The sequence below is a fragment of the Leeuwenhoekiella sp. A16 genome (genome assembly GCF_047946675.1).
Lineage (GTDB): Bacteria > Bacteroidota > Bacteroidia > Flavobacteriales > Flavobacteriaceae > Leeuwenhoekiella.
Window position 1 is genome coordinate 1,829,404 of sequence record NZ_CP172313.1, and the last position, 13,767, is coordinate 1,843,170.

The window sequence follows — 13,767 nt, forward strand, 5'->3', positions numbered from 1 at the left end:
TTATAAAAAATGGAGGGGCTTTCTTTTTAGGAAGCTATGATCAAGGCATACTTTATCAAAATTTTAGGTTTTTAAGGGTGCGAAGGTTACTAATATATAAAACGAAGAAACCCGCTCAATAAGCGGGTTCTTAATAATAAGATCGGCAATAAATTAGAATATGTATCGCAAACCAACTTGTGCCTGCCATCTTGATAGTAAACTTGTATTATATACTAAAGGATCGTTAAGGTCTGTACTAAATGTATAAGTGGGCACATTATTTTCATCTACTGTTACACCAATAGGCTGAGCAGAAGCTGGTTCTTGTACAAGCCCCCAGTCACTGTTGATCAGGTTACCAAAATTCAGGATATCAAGACTAAACTGAATCGTGTTTGTCTTATTTTCTGAAACATTGAAATTATAGTTCTGTAAGATCTTCATGTCCCATCTGCCTCTCCATGGTGCTAAAGCCCCGTAACGCTCAAAGTACTGCCCTCTGTGATCACTTAAATAATCATCCTGCTGTATGAAATTTTCAAAAGCAGTTGCCTGCCCGGGACCAGAAAACTGCATCTCGCTAATTTCAGTTGTAGTAGGAATGTAAATAAGATCATTTACACTTGACCCGTCACCGTTAATATCGCCGCCGTAGGTGTAATTATATCTTCCGCCCTGAGCGTATTCAAAAAATGTCGAGATCGTGGTAGACCAAGTTTCACCACCATAATTAAACTGCTTTGAAACCACACCTATAATTCTGTGGGTATCTCCATATTTTGAGTATTCTAAGCGGTCATTATTTACATTACCAATTGCGGGATTAAAATCGAAAGCATCACCGGTAATTTCAGCCTCAATAGAGTTGACATCTTTTGAGTTGAGGTAGTTGTAAGCAATGCTGGTATAGAATCCTGTGCCAAAGGTTTTTTGTGCTTTAAATGTGAAATTCCAAATTCTGCCTTTATCAGAATTAGAGAATACATATGCATTATTTAAATGATCATCTGCTGTATAAATAGGGCGATTGTCAACACCTTCCAGAGTTTCTGAAGGTGGTAAAAGCCCCCAGTTTTGTACATGAGCACCATTTATATCTTTTGTATATGACACATCTCCCGTAAGGATCAATCCGTTCTCAAATTTGTAATCTGCACCCACATTTGTTCTCCAGACCTGTGGCCATTTAAAACTTGGGTCAACAATTTGAAAATAACCATCATCAGCACCACTTACCTGATTTCCTAACCATACAAACGGAAAACGACCCGTGAAAATACCTGTACCGCCACGCAGTTGTATGGTGTTATCTCCTTTTAAATCATAGTTAAAACCAAGTCTGGGAGAGAATAAAATCTTGTTAGACGGCATTCTGGTAGAAATTAGATTCACCATGTCACCGTTGTTGGGATTGTAATATTCTACAGAGTTGTCACGTGTAGCTGTATTATCTGTGTCAATATATTTTTGAATTAACTCATCGGTATTAAAATAGAGCGGTTTATCAAAACGAATGCCCATTGTTAACTTAAGCTTCTCTGTGACGTTCCATTTATCCTGCATGTAGAAAGCCAGTTGACCTACATTTAATTCTGCAAGTTTCCAGCCACCGTCATTACCGTCGCCGGCAGCGTTAGAAGCATCGTAAACACTATTTGCGTAAGCGATATTAGAGGCTAAAATACCATTAGGATCTGCTGCATCTGCTAAGAATACATCAACAGAAGGATAAGGATTAAAGTTGCCGTAATAATTTCCGTTTGTCTCGTAGGTCCCAAAGTTGTCATAAGCCGTTAAATTGAAAGAATTCTTGAACGAGAATTTCTCAAATGAAGCACCTACAGTAAATGTGTGATCACCTACGTAGTAATTAAAATTATCTGTAATCTGAATTACTTTTTGATCAAGTTTGTTGTTGATTGAAAACGGCTCGTGGCCTGCGATTATATAGTTAGAACCATCTTTCTGAATATTAATAGGCGAAATGGGAGTAGAAAACGGGTTTCTAAAATCATCAAAATGGGTATAACCCACCTGAAGTTTATTAGATGCATTTTGAGAGAAGGTAGAGTTCCATTCTAACTGTACCGATTGTAATTTATTATTCATCTCATATCCCGAGTTCTGAAACTGCAGTGTTGAAGCGCTGGGGCCTCTGCGCGTAATTGCTGTAGGGTGAGCAGGTTTCTCTTTAGAAGCGTCAAGAAAATTATAAATTAAAGCAACCCTGTTATTGTTATCAATATTCCAGTCTAACTTAAAAATTCCTTTGGTTGATTTAGAATCGTATGTAAAACCTCTGTAACTGCCAGGATTGTAGCCTAAATCTAAAAGAGCGTTTTGTACCGCCATTAGATCAGATTCTAAGACACGAGATTCATTAACTCCGCCAGAACCAGTATTTGGCACAAATGAAGAGCCAAGATCTGTTCTGTCATCTTTTTCAAAATTGGCAAAAAAGAATAATTTGTTCTTTACGATAGGGCCGCCAATGCTCACTCCATATTGAGTTTGTTTTAGATCTGCTTTTGCCAGTTTCTCTCCTTTAATTTTACGACCGGTCAAATCTTCATTTCTAAAGAAACCGTAAGCCGTACCAGTAAATTCGTTTGTTCCGCTTTTAGTTACCGCGTTCACAGTAGCGCCTGTAAAGCCAGACTGAGTTACATCGTAAGGAGCTAATGACACCTGTATTTGATCAATGGCATCTAACGAGATAGGCTGAGCGTCTGTTTGTCCGCCCGGGGTTGCAGCATCCAGGCCAAAGGGGTTATTAAAGATCGCGCCATCAAGACTAAAGTTGTTGAACTGATCATTTCTACCACCAAATGAATTTCCACTGGCAGAGGGCTCTAAGCGTGTAAAATCTGCTGTAGAACGGGAGATAGTAGGTAAGGTTTTAAGGTCTCTGCTGCCAATACTGGTTTCAGATCCTGTTCTGTCATTATTAAAAACCGTGCTTTTCGTTCCCGAAATCACAACCTCATCCAGCTCATTAGCGGCTGTTGCCAAAACAGCGCGTACGTTGAAAGTTTGCCCTAATGTCAACGAAATATCATTTAACACATAATCTGTAAAGCCAATGTATGTTATAGTAACTTTATAAGGACCACCCACTCGCAAATTGAGAAGGTTGAACCTGCCGTCAAGATTAGTAATTGCACCATAGGTCGTACCCGTGGGAAGGTGAACTGCAGTAATATTTGCACCCGGCAAAGCTGTATTCTGGTCGTCATAAACAACCCCGCTCATTTCTGCAGTTGTCACCTGAGAATAGGCAGCACTACAGAAGAAAAGCGTTAAGAAAAAATAGAGTAAATAGTGTTTCATAGCAGATGATTTTAGTGAAAAATAGTGATTGTTGAACTCAGCGCAAAAATAGATTTTAATAATGATTTCTTAATTAAGGCTTAATTGTATTTGTGTAAATATCTGAATATTAATTATTTGAATGTGATAAATTCAAAAATGATAACCAATTTTTACAAATTCACTAATCCAATTAATTTCTAAGGCATGTACGCTTCTGTAATAAGCAGGTTAGAGTATTGCTCTCGTATTCTTATATCAATAATGACTGAAATATTAAAGAGTTTTATTATTAAATTAACATGTAGTTTATCTAGAAATGCTAGTTTTGTAATTCTTCAAAAAAAATTGAAATTGAGGGTTAAAAGTTACTTTTTCATACTTCTTTTTATTGCCTTTCTGGTAACGCCTCCTCTTGTGCAAATATTAAAAGCTGGTGATGACAATTCATCTATATCTTTTATTGAAGAAGAGAACAATACAGATGGCAAATTTGAATTAGAAAAAAAGTTAGAAGTCTTTTCAAAAGAAAACTTTGCAATAGAATTTCTAGAGATCATCATAAATAGAGTACAACCCTACTCTTCACAGGATCTTGCAATGTCAATTTATCTGGATCCGGTCTCTCCGCCTCCACGCATGTCTTAAATTTTTTTAATGAATTCTTTTTAATGCATACGGCTATTAGTCGCTGTGCTATTATGAATGTTATTTAAAATTTAAAGACATGATTACATCTATTATAAATAAAAATAAGCAGGAGCAATTGACTCCAGAAGCGGTGCTAAGCGACCTCATTGATGGCAACCAGCGCTTCGTTAGCAAAAATATGTATGAGCGCGATTATGCTGCTCAAATAGAAGGAACTAAAGAAGGGCAGTGGCCTAAAGCGGTAGTTTTAGGCTGTATAGACTCACGTGTGCCTGTAGAAACTATTTTTGATCAGGGAGTGGGCGATTTGTTTGTTGCTCGCGTAGCAGGGAATTTTGAAAATAAAGATATTTTAGGCAGCATGGAATACTCATGTAAAGTGGCCGGAAGTAAGCTTGTTATCGTTCTGGGACATGAGTCATGCGGCGCGGTAAAATCTGCCTGTGATGATGTAAAAATGGGAAATATCACCCATTTATTGAGCAACATTCAACCTGCTGTAGAAGCAACAGAAACAACGGGAGAGCGTACTTCTGCAAATGATTCTTTTGTAGCAGGCGTAGTAGAGAAAAATGTGCGTCTTACACTAGATCGCATACGCGAAAAAAGCCCTATTCTAAAAGAGATGGAAGAGAATGGCGAGATAAAAATAGTGGGAGGTATTTACGCAATTTCTACAGGAGAAGTTACTCTGTTATAAAATAAAGCGTGGTGCTAAGCTGGGGGAAATCACTTCGGCAATCTTTATAAAAAAGTTATAAATAAAATTAAAAATATACCTGATGAATAATATGTTTAAAAATATAAAGAGCGATTTCCCTGCAAGTGTGGTAGTGTTTTTTGTTGCCATCCCACTTTGTTTGGGGATTGCGCTGGCTAGTGGGGCTCCACTTTTTTCTGGTCTTATAGCCGGTATCGTGGGAGGTATAGTCGTAGGAGCAATTAGTGGTTCAAGTCTTGGGGTGAGTGGTCCGGCAGCCGGGCTTAGTGCCATAGTTCTTACTGCAATAACAACACTGGGCGGTTATGAAAACCTACTGGTAGCGGTAGTTTTAGGTGGGGTCATTCAGATTTTGTTTGGCGTTTTAAAAGCAGGTATAATAGGGTATTACTTTCCTTCATCTGTTATTAAGGGGATGCTTACAGGTATAGGTATCATCATAATCCTGAAACAGATACCACACTTCTTTGGTTATGATGCAGATCCCGAAGGTGACTGGGCTTTCTTTCAGGCGGATGGTGAAAATACTTTTTCTGAACTTGGTAATATATTTGGAAGTATAAGCTTAGGAGCGACATTGATCGCATTAATTAGTATGGCTATTCTAATATCATGGGAAACTGTACTTTCAAAAAAGCACAGATTCTTCAAATTAGTTCAGGGTCCTCTTGTGGCTGTAGCAACAGGTATTGTATTTTATGTGTTAACTAAAGGCACAGGGAGTCTGGGCATTGCAGCAGACCATCTTGTCGCCGTTCCTGTACCTGAAGGTATAGATTCTTTTCTCGCACAGTTCACCTTTCCCAACTTTGGTGTAATAGGAGAAACACAAATATGGGTTACCGGGTTTACGATAGCATTAGTAGCCAGTCTTGAGACCTTACTGTGTGTAGAGGCTACAGACAAATTAGATCCGCACAAGCGTGTTACTCCTACTAATAGGGAGCTTTTTGCTCAAGGTATAGGTAATATTTGTTCAGGTCTTATAGGTGGTTTGCCTGTGACACAGGTGATTGTGAGAAGTTCTGCAAATATTCAGTCTGGCGGGCAAACAAAAATGTCTGCAATTTTACATGGTTTTCTGCTTCTTATATCTGTTATACTTATTCCTAATATCCTGAATTTAATTCCATTATCAGTGCTTGCTGCTATTTTATTTCTGGTGGGTTATAAACTGGCAAAACCCACATTATTCTACAAGATGTATAAAATGGGATGGAAGCAATTTGTGCCTTTTGTAATCACAGTGGTAGGGATCGTATTTGCAGATCTTCTGGTAGGTATTAGTCTGGGCTTAGCAGTAGGAATCGTAGTTATTTTAATAAAAAGCTACCAGAATTCACATTTCCTGCATATTGTAAAAGGAGAAAATGGTGCAGATGTTATTAATATGACCCTTGCAGAAGAAGTTACTTTTATAAATAAAGGAGCGATCATTAAAGAACTTGACAGAATTGATGAAAACAGCTTTGTAGAGATCGACGTAAGAAAAACGAAATATCTCGATAATGACATTATTGAAATTTTAGATGAATTCAGCGTGAAAGCTAAAGAGCGAAATATAAACGTGAAAATCATCTCAGAACGTGGGGAGACAGACAACCCACAAAGTTATTCTCAGTTCTTTAAACAGGACAAGAAAGAGGCATTTAAGGTAACTGCTTAGAAAAATGATTTTATTTTAGGAATTTCCCGGTTGCATTCATGTGGCCGGGATTTTCTATTCTGTGTCTTCAGTATCTGTATTACGTGTTGACTCTTTTTCCTGCTTATATTCTTCAACTTCTTTTAGAATATTAGGAAGCATCATAGGTGCGATCATTTCAACATTCTGGTAAAGGATAGACTCGTTTTTTACGTCTTCATCTATAAATGAGACTCGGTCGTTAAGAGCGGCTATAAACATGATGATCACGCTAATTATAAACGCTGCTTTTAATATTCCAAAAATCCCCCCCAGAATTCTATTAACCAGCCCAAGCATGGCAAAATCGGCTATTTTAGTAAGAATTTTACCGGCCAAAGAAATTATGATCACAATGATTATAAAGGTTATTGCAAAAGACGCCAGATTAATGGTATTCTCGCTCCAGGATACGCGCTCTCTTAAAAAATCTACTGCATAATACGAGAAATGAATTGCCCCATATATACCTGCAATTAGTGCTATAAGAGAAGCAAGTTCCACAAAAAACCCGTTTTTTAGGCCCTTTATTAGCCCTAGAAGCAGAAAAATGCCAATTATTATATCCAGATAATTCATAGGTTAAATATAGTATTTTTTAAGAATGGTCTTGTTTATCTTTGCAAACTATGGCGAGAGATGAACAATTAAAGCAGCGTTGGGAAGAACTTCAAAAATTAGTATCAGATAGATTTGCAGATGGCGAATTGCTTGATCTTGACTCAATAATTTATCTTATTGGGGTACAGGAATATGGCAGGTTTGATGTGAAATTTAAAAAAGACGATAAGCTTAATCTTATGCATATCGCAATATGTCGCCTGCTGGAACCTTTTGGTTATTACGAGTTTGATTTTCAGGATGAGGAAGGCTGGCCACATTATAGAATACTTGAGCAATTACCGGCTTTAAAAGCGGGAGAACAAACTGTGTTGATGAAAGAAGCTATTGTTAATTATTTTCTCGAAAAAGAAATCATTAAATAACCGATTATTGCATAAATAAACCAGATTTTATGGCATTTTGGTTCGATTTTTTGCAAGACTATTCTTTTCCTCATGATACGGGGCCGGTTTACAAAGAGACGATTGCCGGCAGGTTGCCTGTAGAGCCTTTTAATACGTACAGCAATCTCATTTTTTTATTCATTCTTATTTACTTTGGCAATAAAGTTTACAGGAATCCGCAGCGGCATAAATTTCTGGCGATCGTAATTCCGGTAATATTTATAGGCTACATAGGCGGTACAATTTATCACGCTACACGTTCTAATGAGCTCTGGTTACTGCTGGATTGGGTACCTATTATGATTGCCAGTCTCGCTTCTGCCATTTATTTCATTTTTAAATGGCAAAGAACGTGGGTGCGCAGATTAGGATTTATGCTCATAATACTAATGGCGTTTTTTGGGTCGAGACAAGTGCATATGCCTCATGGTTTACAAATAAGTGTGGGTTATGCGATCACAGCTTTAACCATTTTGATTCCGCTGGGCGGTTATTTGTATCGTACCAAGTGGCATAATTTAAAATATGTGATTTATGCATTTGGTATTTTTGCTTTAGCGGTGCTGTTCAGAGTTTTAGACAAGCGTGTTCATTTTGATATTTTCTGGATGGGAACACACTGGTTGTGGCATTTGCTGGGCGGTATAGCGGTTTTCTTTTTAATGAAATATATTTTTGAAGACAACAAAGAGCAAGCCGTCATAATTTCCTAAATTTGCTCCCTTGTAATTAAGAGGTTTATGCTAGATAAAATAAAAGAACTTATTGCTGAAGCTGAAGCATTTAAGGCAAATTCTATAGAAGAGGTAGAGGCGTTTAGAATTAAATTCTTAGGTAAAAAAGGACTGCTGAATCAGCATTTTGCCGAGTTTAAGAATGTTCCTAACGAATTGAAGAAAGAATTTGGGCAAACCATTAACCTTTTAAAAGACACCGCTCAAAATAAGGTCAACGATCTTAAAGAAAGTCTGGAGACAGAAGATGTCGCAGGTTCTTACGGTGATCTTACCCGGCCGGGAGAAGCTCTTGAGCTGGGAGCCCGCCATCCACTTTCTCTTGTAAAGAACAGGATAATAGAGATTTTCTCACGTATTGGCTTCAATGTTTCAGAAGGTCCTGAGATAGAAGATGACTGGCATAACTTTACAGCGCTCAACTTACCAGAATATCACCCGGCTCGTGATATGCAGGATACGTTCTTTATACAAACCAACCCTGACGTTCTTTTACGTACGCATACTTCATCAGTACAGGTGCGCTACATGGAAAACAACAAGCCACCTATACGTACAATTTCGCCGGGTCGTGTTTATCGCAACGAAGCCATTTCGGCACGTTCACATTGCTTCTTTCATCAGGTAGAAGGGTTGTATATAGATAAGGATGTTTCATTTGCAGATCTTAAGCAAACGCTACAGTATTTTACTACAGAGATGTTTGGTAAAAGCAAGATTAGATTGCGACCATCTTACTTTCCGTTTACAGAACCTAGTGCAGAAGTAGATGTTTACTGGGGTCTGGAGACAGAGACAGATTATAAAATGACAAAAGGTACCGGCTGGTTAGAGATAATGGGTACTGGTATGGTAGATCCTAATGTGCTTGAGAACTGCGGGATAGACTCAAAAGAATATAGCGGTTTTGCGTTTGGTATGGGTATAGATCGTATCGCGCTGCTGCTTCATCAGATTTCAGATATACGCATGTTTAGTGAAAATGATGTGCGCTTTCTTGAACAATTTAAAAGTGCTTTATGAAAAAATATTTAACCATTGCTCTGCTTGTAATCGTATTACTAGCTTTTTTGTATCTAACATTTGTTATAGCAGTTATAAAAATTGCCATAGGTAGTGTATTTGTGGGGATTTTTGTTCTTGCCATTTTGATTCTTTGGATCAAATGGAAAGTAACCCACGATTAATTTATGCAAAAAGATATTACAATTCCTCAGGTAGAGGGCGTGCATGTGGCTGCGATCTTAGAGTTTAATGAGACGCATCGCACGCACGACTGGAATGTCTATCTTGTAAATGCTAAAAGCGAAGCTTTAGAGACAATTTTCATCGTTTCTAAAGGTCATGATGCACGGCAAAAATCGAGCGTAATGCGGCATAAACTGGCCGTTTTACCGGCAAAATCGTTTGCTAAAGTTGAGTTTATTGAAGACAGCGTTCTTAAGCTAAATAATGAGTTCTCGGTTTCTTTCTTTCTGGATGGGAAGTTGTACGATAAGACATTTGTTTTTAAAGCAAATACCATCAAAGAGACAAAATTGAAAGAGATTCCTGTAATTCCTGAAAAGGGAATTCTCGCAGAGTAGAAGTTTTAATCACAGGCGCAGCATTCAATTCCTTTAGCTTTCGCGAAAGCTTCCTTACCCTCTTTATAGGCAAAATATATAATCCCAATAGTTCCTAAAATATCAATATAGGGGATCTTAAAAAGCCACCACAAACCGCTGGAAAGTAACAGGACTAAAGACATATACAAACACACCTGATTGCATTTTGCATCTGCAATGATAGGAGCTGAATTAAGCTTTTTACCTATTGAGATCTTAAAATAGATCAATGCCCACATACCTAAGATAGAAATCCCTGCGATTACTATTCCCGGCAGTGTCGATGCCGGTTCTGTACCACTAATTATATTGTTTGCTGCAGAAATAATTAGAACTGCGATAAGACCGTAAAAACACCATCCTGTTATTTTTAGTGAAAGAATCTCAAAAGAGCTTTTATCAGAATTTGGGTTTCGCTTTATGCGCAGGATCATTTGTACGATGCCTAAGGCAGAGATCGTTTCTACAAAGCTGTCGAGACCAAAGCCAAATAGAGCAAGGGTATCTTCTTTATGCCCAAAGTAAACCGAAATAAGACCTTCAATTACATTGTAAACTACAGTAAGAACAGCAAACGCGAGCGCTTTGCTAAACAGTTTATCTGTGCGTTCTAATGTAGCTGAAGTAGCCATTTAATTGAGGTTTAGTCAAGTTTATCTACCAGTTTTTTAAAAACTTTCTTAGGATCTTTGCCTTTGTATAAAATTGCGTGTACCGCATGAATAATAGGCATTTTGGCCCCGCAGTCTTTATAAATGCGATAAGCACTGGCAGCTGCATAATAACCTTCTGCAATCATGCTCATCTCCATCTGCGCACTTTTTACCGTGTAACCCTTGCCTATCATATTACCAAACATGCGGTTACGGCTAAAAACTGAATATCCTGTAACCAATAGATCCCCCAGGTAGGCAGAATCATTGATATTACGTTTCATTTTGTGCACATTCTTGATGAACTTTTTCATTTCACGTATAGCATTACTCATCAACACGCTTTGAAAGTTATCACCATAACCCAACCCGTGTGCAATACCGGCTGCTATAGCATAGATATTTTTAAGCATAGCGGCATATTCTGTACCTATGGTGTCGTCGCTAATTGTGGTTTTTATGTAATCGCTGTTGAGGTGTTTTGCCATTATTCTGGCTTTCTCTTCATCTGCACAGGCAATGGTAAGATAAGACAGGCGCTCAAGGGCAACCTCTTCTGCATGGCATGGCCCGGTAATTACACCTATGTTCTCAAAAGGGATATTATAAACTTCATGAAAATGCTCTCCTACAATTTTCCCGGTTTCAGGAACTATGCCTTTAATGGCAGAGAAAATGATTTTATCTTCAAGGGAATTGTTTACTTTTTTAAGTTCTTCACTTACAAAAGCAGAAGGAATAGCAAAAATGAGATAATCTGCATAGTCAATGATCTCATTAATATCATTGCTCAGTTTTAATTGCTCTGTATCAAATTCTACGGCACTTAAATAATTAGGATTATGCTGTTCTTTCTTTATATGCTCAAGTGCATATACGCTGCGCATATACCAGCCTACCTCATCGAGATTCTCACACAGCATTTTTACAATTGCGGTAGCCCAGCTGCCTCCACCTATAACACCAAATTTTATGGCCATATATTACATCATTCCTAATAGTTTTCAAAAATAACCAAATTTATCCGGTGTGTAAAATATTGGTTTTCAGCACTATTGTTTTTGTGGCATGCGTTTTGGTTTCCCAAAAATGAACCGTAATACATAAAGCTTATGAAAACTGTAAAACTACTTTTAATATTCACCGTTTTAGTACAGGTGTATACCTCTTGTGAATCAGGTATTTATGTAGAGAATGAAGAACTACCTGCGGCTGTATCTTTAGATGAGGTGCTCAATGACTATGAACTTTGGTATGTTGATATAGAAAGAACATCTGGTAATGGTGGTATTCCATTTATGGAGAAGGCATTTACTCTGTCTTTTGATAATGGCGATGTTTATGCAAACAACAATCTAGTGGGTATAGGTAACCAGGGCGACGGTTACGGTATAGGCGTAGGGTACTATGATACCTTTAGCAGTGATCTTGATATTAGCCATGATTTAGACGGTTTTTACACCTTTGAGGTCAGTATTTTAGCCGGCAATTCTATTGAACTTTATAACCGTAGTACACGCACGTCTTACATACTTAAGGGCTATCAACGCCACACTTTTAATTATGATCGTTTGTTTTATGACAACATTCATTACTTTCTGCAGGAATATGCAGCATGGGAAAAGGTGTATACCAGTGTAGAAGGTGCTGTGAATGAATTTGATGAAGAGAATTATCTGCAATTTCTTCCTGCCGGCGGTAGAGGAAATTTTAAGAGTTCACAAGATTATAATGGCACGGCAATTGAACATGTATATTGGGATTATAATGGCATCTATGAAGTAGAAAATGTAACCGGCAATCCTGATCTAAAATATCTCAGTCTCGATTATGATTATTTCAGCGGGGAGTTTTTTGAACTTAGAGTACTAGATGACAATACGATCTCATTATATCAACCTGCATCAGGAACAGAGTATCGCTTTCGCGGAAGAGGATACATAGCTTATAAAACAGCAGAGGCTGGTAAAAAGAGAGAAAAACAGTCTGTAATAGATAAACAAATTAAAAGTATAAAGCTGTGAAGGCAGCAATAATTTAGTTGATTTTTTTGGTTGGTTAGTTAGTTGAAGCCGCTCTGACAGAGTAAATCTGATGGGGCGGTTTCTTTATTATATAATACTTAAATTTTTTGAACAGATTACTTTTAAACCTTTAATCGGCGTGATTTGAGCTTTCAAAGATTAAGATAGATTTAAAAATGGATTAATTACAGCCTATTGTTTATTTCGTAAATTCACATTTCAATAATTAACAATAACCAAAAAAAATAGAACAATGGGATTATTTTCATTTATTAAGAACGCCGGGGCAAAAGTCTTTGGTATTGGTAAAACAGATGCAGAAGAAGCAGCTGATAAATCTGCAGCTATAGAAGAAGCAAATAAAAAAGCAGCGTCTTCTCTTGAAGAGACAGTGCACGATCTTTCACTTGAAGTGGAAAATCTTAAAATAAGCATAGCAGGAGAGACAGCTACAATAACAGGTAAAGCAAAAGATCAATCTACAAAAGAGAAAGTGGTACTTGTTGTGGGTAATACTAATGGGATTGCCCAGGTAGATGACCGTATGGAAGTTGATCACAGTGAGCCGGAGGCACAGTTTCACACTGTAGTATCTGGTGATACATTAAGCAAGATTGCAAAGAAATATTACAGTAATGCAATGAAATATCCCGTAATATTTGAAGCTAATAAGCCTATGCTTACAGATCCTGATAAGATTTATCCGGGGCAAGTTCTGCGTATTCCTCGTATAGAAGGTTAAAATTTTTTTCCCTCTGTAAGGCCATTTACGGGTATTTGTTATCTGTAAATGGTTTTTTTATTTTCTGTTATCTGTAAAAATTCATCTCGTCAATATATTGCCAAACCTCTCGAGGCAATAGCGGCTGGCAGTTTTTGTTAGCCTTAACTGCTTTTCGTATAAACGTTGAAGAGATCTCGACAACTGGCGCGTCAATAACATGAATTTTTGAATGATCTTTAAATTGATCAGGAACTTGTGAATTTGATATTCTCGGATAAACGTAAATTTCGTGATTGTCTATAATCGTCTCGTAATTTTTCCACTTATGAAGACTTTTTAGATTGTCTTCTCCCATGATTAAACAAAATTCATAATCAGGATATTTTTCCTGAAGGTGCGCTAACGTGTTTACTGTATAATTAGGCTGGGGTAGATCAAACTCAATGGTGCTCGCTTCTAGTTTAGGATAATCCTCTATAGCACGCTGTACAAGTTGATAGCGGTGAAGGTTGTCTAAAAGCGAATTCTTTTTCTTAAATGGATTATGCGGAGTTATCACTAGCCAGATCTTATCAAGATTGCTGTATTCGGCCAGGTGATTTGCAATTATAAGATGCCCTATATGAATAGGATTAAAAGTGCCAAAATAAAGCCCGATTTTCATTGCTTTT

General features: G+C 37.5%; 15 protein-coding genes. 10 read left to right on the forward strand and 5 right to left on the reverse strand.

All coding sequences use genetic code 11. The features are described 5' to 3' along the window. Nucleotides 1-153: 153 nt before the first annotated feature. Entirely contained in the window at nt 154-3,312 is a 3,159-nt protein-coding gene (locus tag ACH3O9_RS07820) for a TonB-dependent receptor (protein ID WP_416445984.1), read from the reverse strand. 333 nt (nt 3,313-3,645) lie between these two features. Here ACH3O9_RS07820 and ACH3O9_RS07825 point away from each other — a divergent pair, with 333 nt between their 5' ends. The 3 genes from ACH3O9_RS07825 to ACH3O9_RS07835 all read left to right on the forward strand — a co-directional run bounded on the left by ACH3O9_RS07825 (nt 3,646) and on the right by ACH3O9_RS07835 (nt 6,329). Then, entirely contained in the window at nt 3,646-3,939 is a 294-nt protein-coding gene (locus ACH3O9_RS07825) for a hypothetical protein (RefSeq protein WP_416445986.1), read from the forward strand. Nucleotides 3,940-4,018: 79 nt separating this feature from the next. Further along, complete coding sequence (locus tag ACH3O9_RS07830) at nt 4,019-4,642, forward strand: carbonic anhydrase family protein (protein WP_416445988.1); 624 nt, start codon at nt 4,019-4,021, stop codon at nt 4,640-4,642. 91 nt (nt 4,643-4,733) lie between these two features. Further along, nucleotides 4,734-6,329, forward strand: a complete 1,596-nt coding sequence (locus ACH3O9_RS07835; RefSeq protein ID WP_416446643.1) for a SulP family inorganic anion transporter — start codon at nt 4,734-4,736, stop codon at nt 6,327-6,329. 54 nt (nt 6,330-6,383) lie between these two features. Here the strand turns inward: ACH3O9_RS07835 and ACH3O9_RS07840 are convergent, their stop codons facing one another. Then, the gene (locus ACH3O9_RS07840) at nt 6,384-6,926 is read right to left on the reverse strand and encodes a CvpA family protein (protein ID WP_416445990.1); all 543 of its coding nucleotides are present in this window, start codon (nt 6,924-6,926) and stop codon (nt 6,384-6,386) included. Nucleotides 6,927-6,976: 50 nt separating this feature from the next. On the opposite strand from ACH3O9_RS07840, the gene ACH3O9_RS07845 reads away from it, so the two are divergent. The 5 genes from ACH3O9_RS07845 to ACH3O9_RS07865 are packed head-to-tail and all read left to right on the forward strand — an operon-like array spanning nt 6,977 to nt 9,674. Beyond that, nucleotides 6,977-7,333 (forward strand): hypothetical protein, encoded by a 357-nt coding sequence (locus tag ACH3O9_RS07845; RefSeq protein ID WP_416445992.1) that lies wholly within the window; start codon nt 6,977-6,979, stop codon nt 7,331-7,333. A gap of 29 nt (nt 7,334-7,362) precedes the next feature. Beyond that, nucleotides 7,363-8,067 carry a hypothetical protein gene (locus ACH3O9_RS07850; RefSeq protein WP_416445994.1) on the forward strand — a complete coding sequence of 235 codons (705 nt, stop codon included), beginning with the start codon at nt 7,363-7,365 and terminating at the stop codon, nt 8,065-8,067. Nucleotides 8,068-8,094: 27 nt separating this feature from the next. Then, entirely contained in the window at nt 8,095-9,111 is a 1,017-nt protein-coding gene (gene pheS / locus ACH3O9_RS07855) for a phenylalanine--tRNA ligase subunit alpha (RefSeq protein WP_416445996.1), read from the forward strand. After that, a complete protein-coding gene (locus tag ACH3O9_RS07860) occupies nt 9,108-9,275 on the forward strand; it encodes a hypothetical protein (RefSeq protein ID WP_416445998.1) in 168 nt (55 codons plus the stop codon). The genes pheS and ACH3O9_RS07860 overlap by 4 nt, the downstream gene beginning before the upstream one ends. A gap of 3 nt (nt 9,276-9,278) precedes the next feature. Then, a complete protein-coding gene (locus ACH3O9_RS07865; RefSeq protein WP_416446000.1) occupies nt 9,279-9,674 on the forward strand; it encodes a hypothetical protein in 396 nt (131 codons plus the stop codon). Nucleotides 9,675-9,679: 5 nt separating this feature from the next. On the opposite strand, the gene ACH3O9_RS07870 is transcribed toward ACH3O9_RS07865, so the two are convergent. After that, nucleotides 9,680-10,327, reverse strand: coding sequence for a cation transporter (locus ACH3O9_RS07870; protein WP_416446002.1), 648 nt, complete (start codon nt 10,325-10,327; stop codon nt 9,680-9,682). An 11-nt stretch (nt 10,328-10,338) separates the two neighbouring features. Then, nucleotides 10,339-11,328 (reverse strand): NAD(P)H-dependent glycerol-3-phosphate dehydrogenase, encoded by a 990-nt coding sequence (locus ACH3O9_RS07875; RefSeq protein ID WP_416446004.1) that lies wholly within the window; start codon nt 11,326-11,328, stop codon nt 10,339-10,341. Between the two features lie 132 nt (nt 11,329-11,460). On the opposite strand from ACH3O9_RS07875, the gene ACH3O9_RS07880 reads away from it, so the two are divergent. Further along, a complete protein-coding gene (locus ACH3O9_RS07880; protein WP_416446006.1) occupies nt 11,461-12,372 on the forward strand; it encodes a nicotinic acid mononucleotide adenyltransferase in 912 nt (303 codons plus the stop codon). 253 nt (nt 12,373-12,625) lie between these two features. Beyond that, nucleotides 12,626-13,114, forward strand: coding sequence for a peptidoglycan-binding protein LysM (lysM, locus tag ACH3O9_RS07885; RefSeq protein ID WP_416446008.1), 489 nt, complete (start codon nt 12,626-12,628; stop codon nt 13,112-13,114). Nucleotides 13,115-13,181: 67 nt separating this feature from the next. On the opposite strand, the gene nadD is transcribed toward lysM, so the two are convergent. Continuing rightward, a complete protein-coding gene (nadD, locus tag ACH3O9_RS07890; RefSeq protein WP_416446010.1) occupies nt 13,182-13,760 on the reverse strand; it encodes a nicotinate (nicotinamide) nucleotide adenylyltransferase in 579 nt (192 codons plus the stop codon). Nucleotides 13,761-13,767: the final 7 nt, after the last annotated feature.

Excerpts from the sequence above, each read along its gene's own strand:
- ACH3O9_RS07820 (WP_416445984.1), bottom strand. The coding sequence starts at position 3,312 with ATGAAACACTATTTACTCTATTTTTTCTTAACGCTTTTCTTCTGTAGT.
- ACH3O9_RS07830 (WP_416445988.1), top strand. The coding sequence starts at position 4,019 with ATGATTACATCTATTATAAATAAAAATAAGCAGGAGCAATTGACTCCA.
- ACH3O9_RS07835 (WP_416446643.1), top strand. The coding sequence starts at position 4,734 with ATGTTTAAAAATATAAAGAGCGATTTCCCTGCAAGTGTGGTAGTGTTT.
- ACH3O9_RS07840 (WP_416445990.1), bottom strand. The coding sequence starts at position 6,926 with ATGAATTATCTGGATATAATAATTGGCATTTTTCTGCTTCTAGGGCTA.
- ACH3O9_RS07845 (WP_416445992.1), top strand. The coding sequence starts at position 6,977 with ATGGCGAGAGATGAACAATTAAAGCAGCGTTGGGAAGAACTTCAAAAA.
- ACH3O9_RS07850 (WP_416445994.1), top strand. The coding sequence starts at position 7,363 with ATGGCATTTTGGTTCGATTTTTTGCAAGACTATTCTTTTCCTCATGAT.
- pheS (WP_416445996.1), top strand. The coding sequence starts at position 8,095 with ATGCTAGATAAAATAAAAGAACTTATTGCTGAAGCTGAAGCATTTAAG.
- ACH3O9_RS07860 (WP_416445998.1), top strand. The coding sequence starts at position 9,108 with ATGAAAAAATATTTAACCATTGCTCTGCTTGTAATCGTATTACTAGCT.
- ACH3O9_RS07865 (WP_416446000.1), top strand. The coding sequence starts at position 9,279 with ATGCAAAAAGATATTACAATTCCTCAGGTAGAGGGCGTGCATGTGGCT.
- ACH3O9_RS07870 (WP_416446002.1), bottom strand. The coding sequence starts at position 10,327 with ATGGCTACTTCAGCTACATTAGAACGCACAGATAAACTGTTTAGCAAA.
- ACH3O9_RS07875 (WP_416446004.1), bottom strand. The coding sequence starts at position 11,328 with ATGGCCATAAAATTTGGTGTTATAGGTGGAGGCAGCTGGGCTACCGCA.
- ACH3O9_RS07880 (WP_416446006.1), top strand. The coding sequence starts at position 11,461 with ATGAAAACTGTAAAACTACTTTTAATATTCACCGTTTTAGTACAGGTG.
- lysM (WP_416446008.1), top strand. The coding sequence starts at position 12,626 with ATGGGATTATTTTCATTTATTAAGAACGCCGGGGCAAAAGTCTTTGGT.
- nadD (WP_416446010.1), bottom strand. The coding sequence starts at position 13,760 with ATGAAAATCGGGCTTTATTTTGGCACTTTTAATCCTATTCATATAGGG.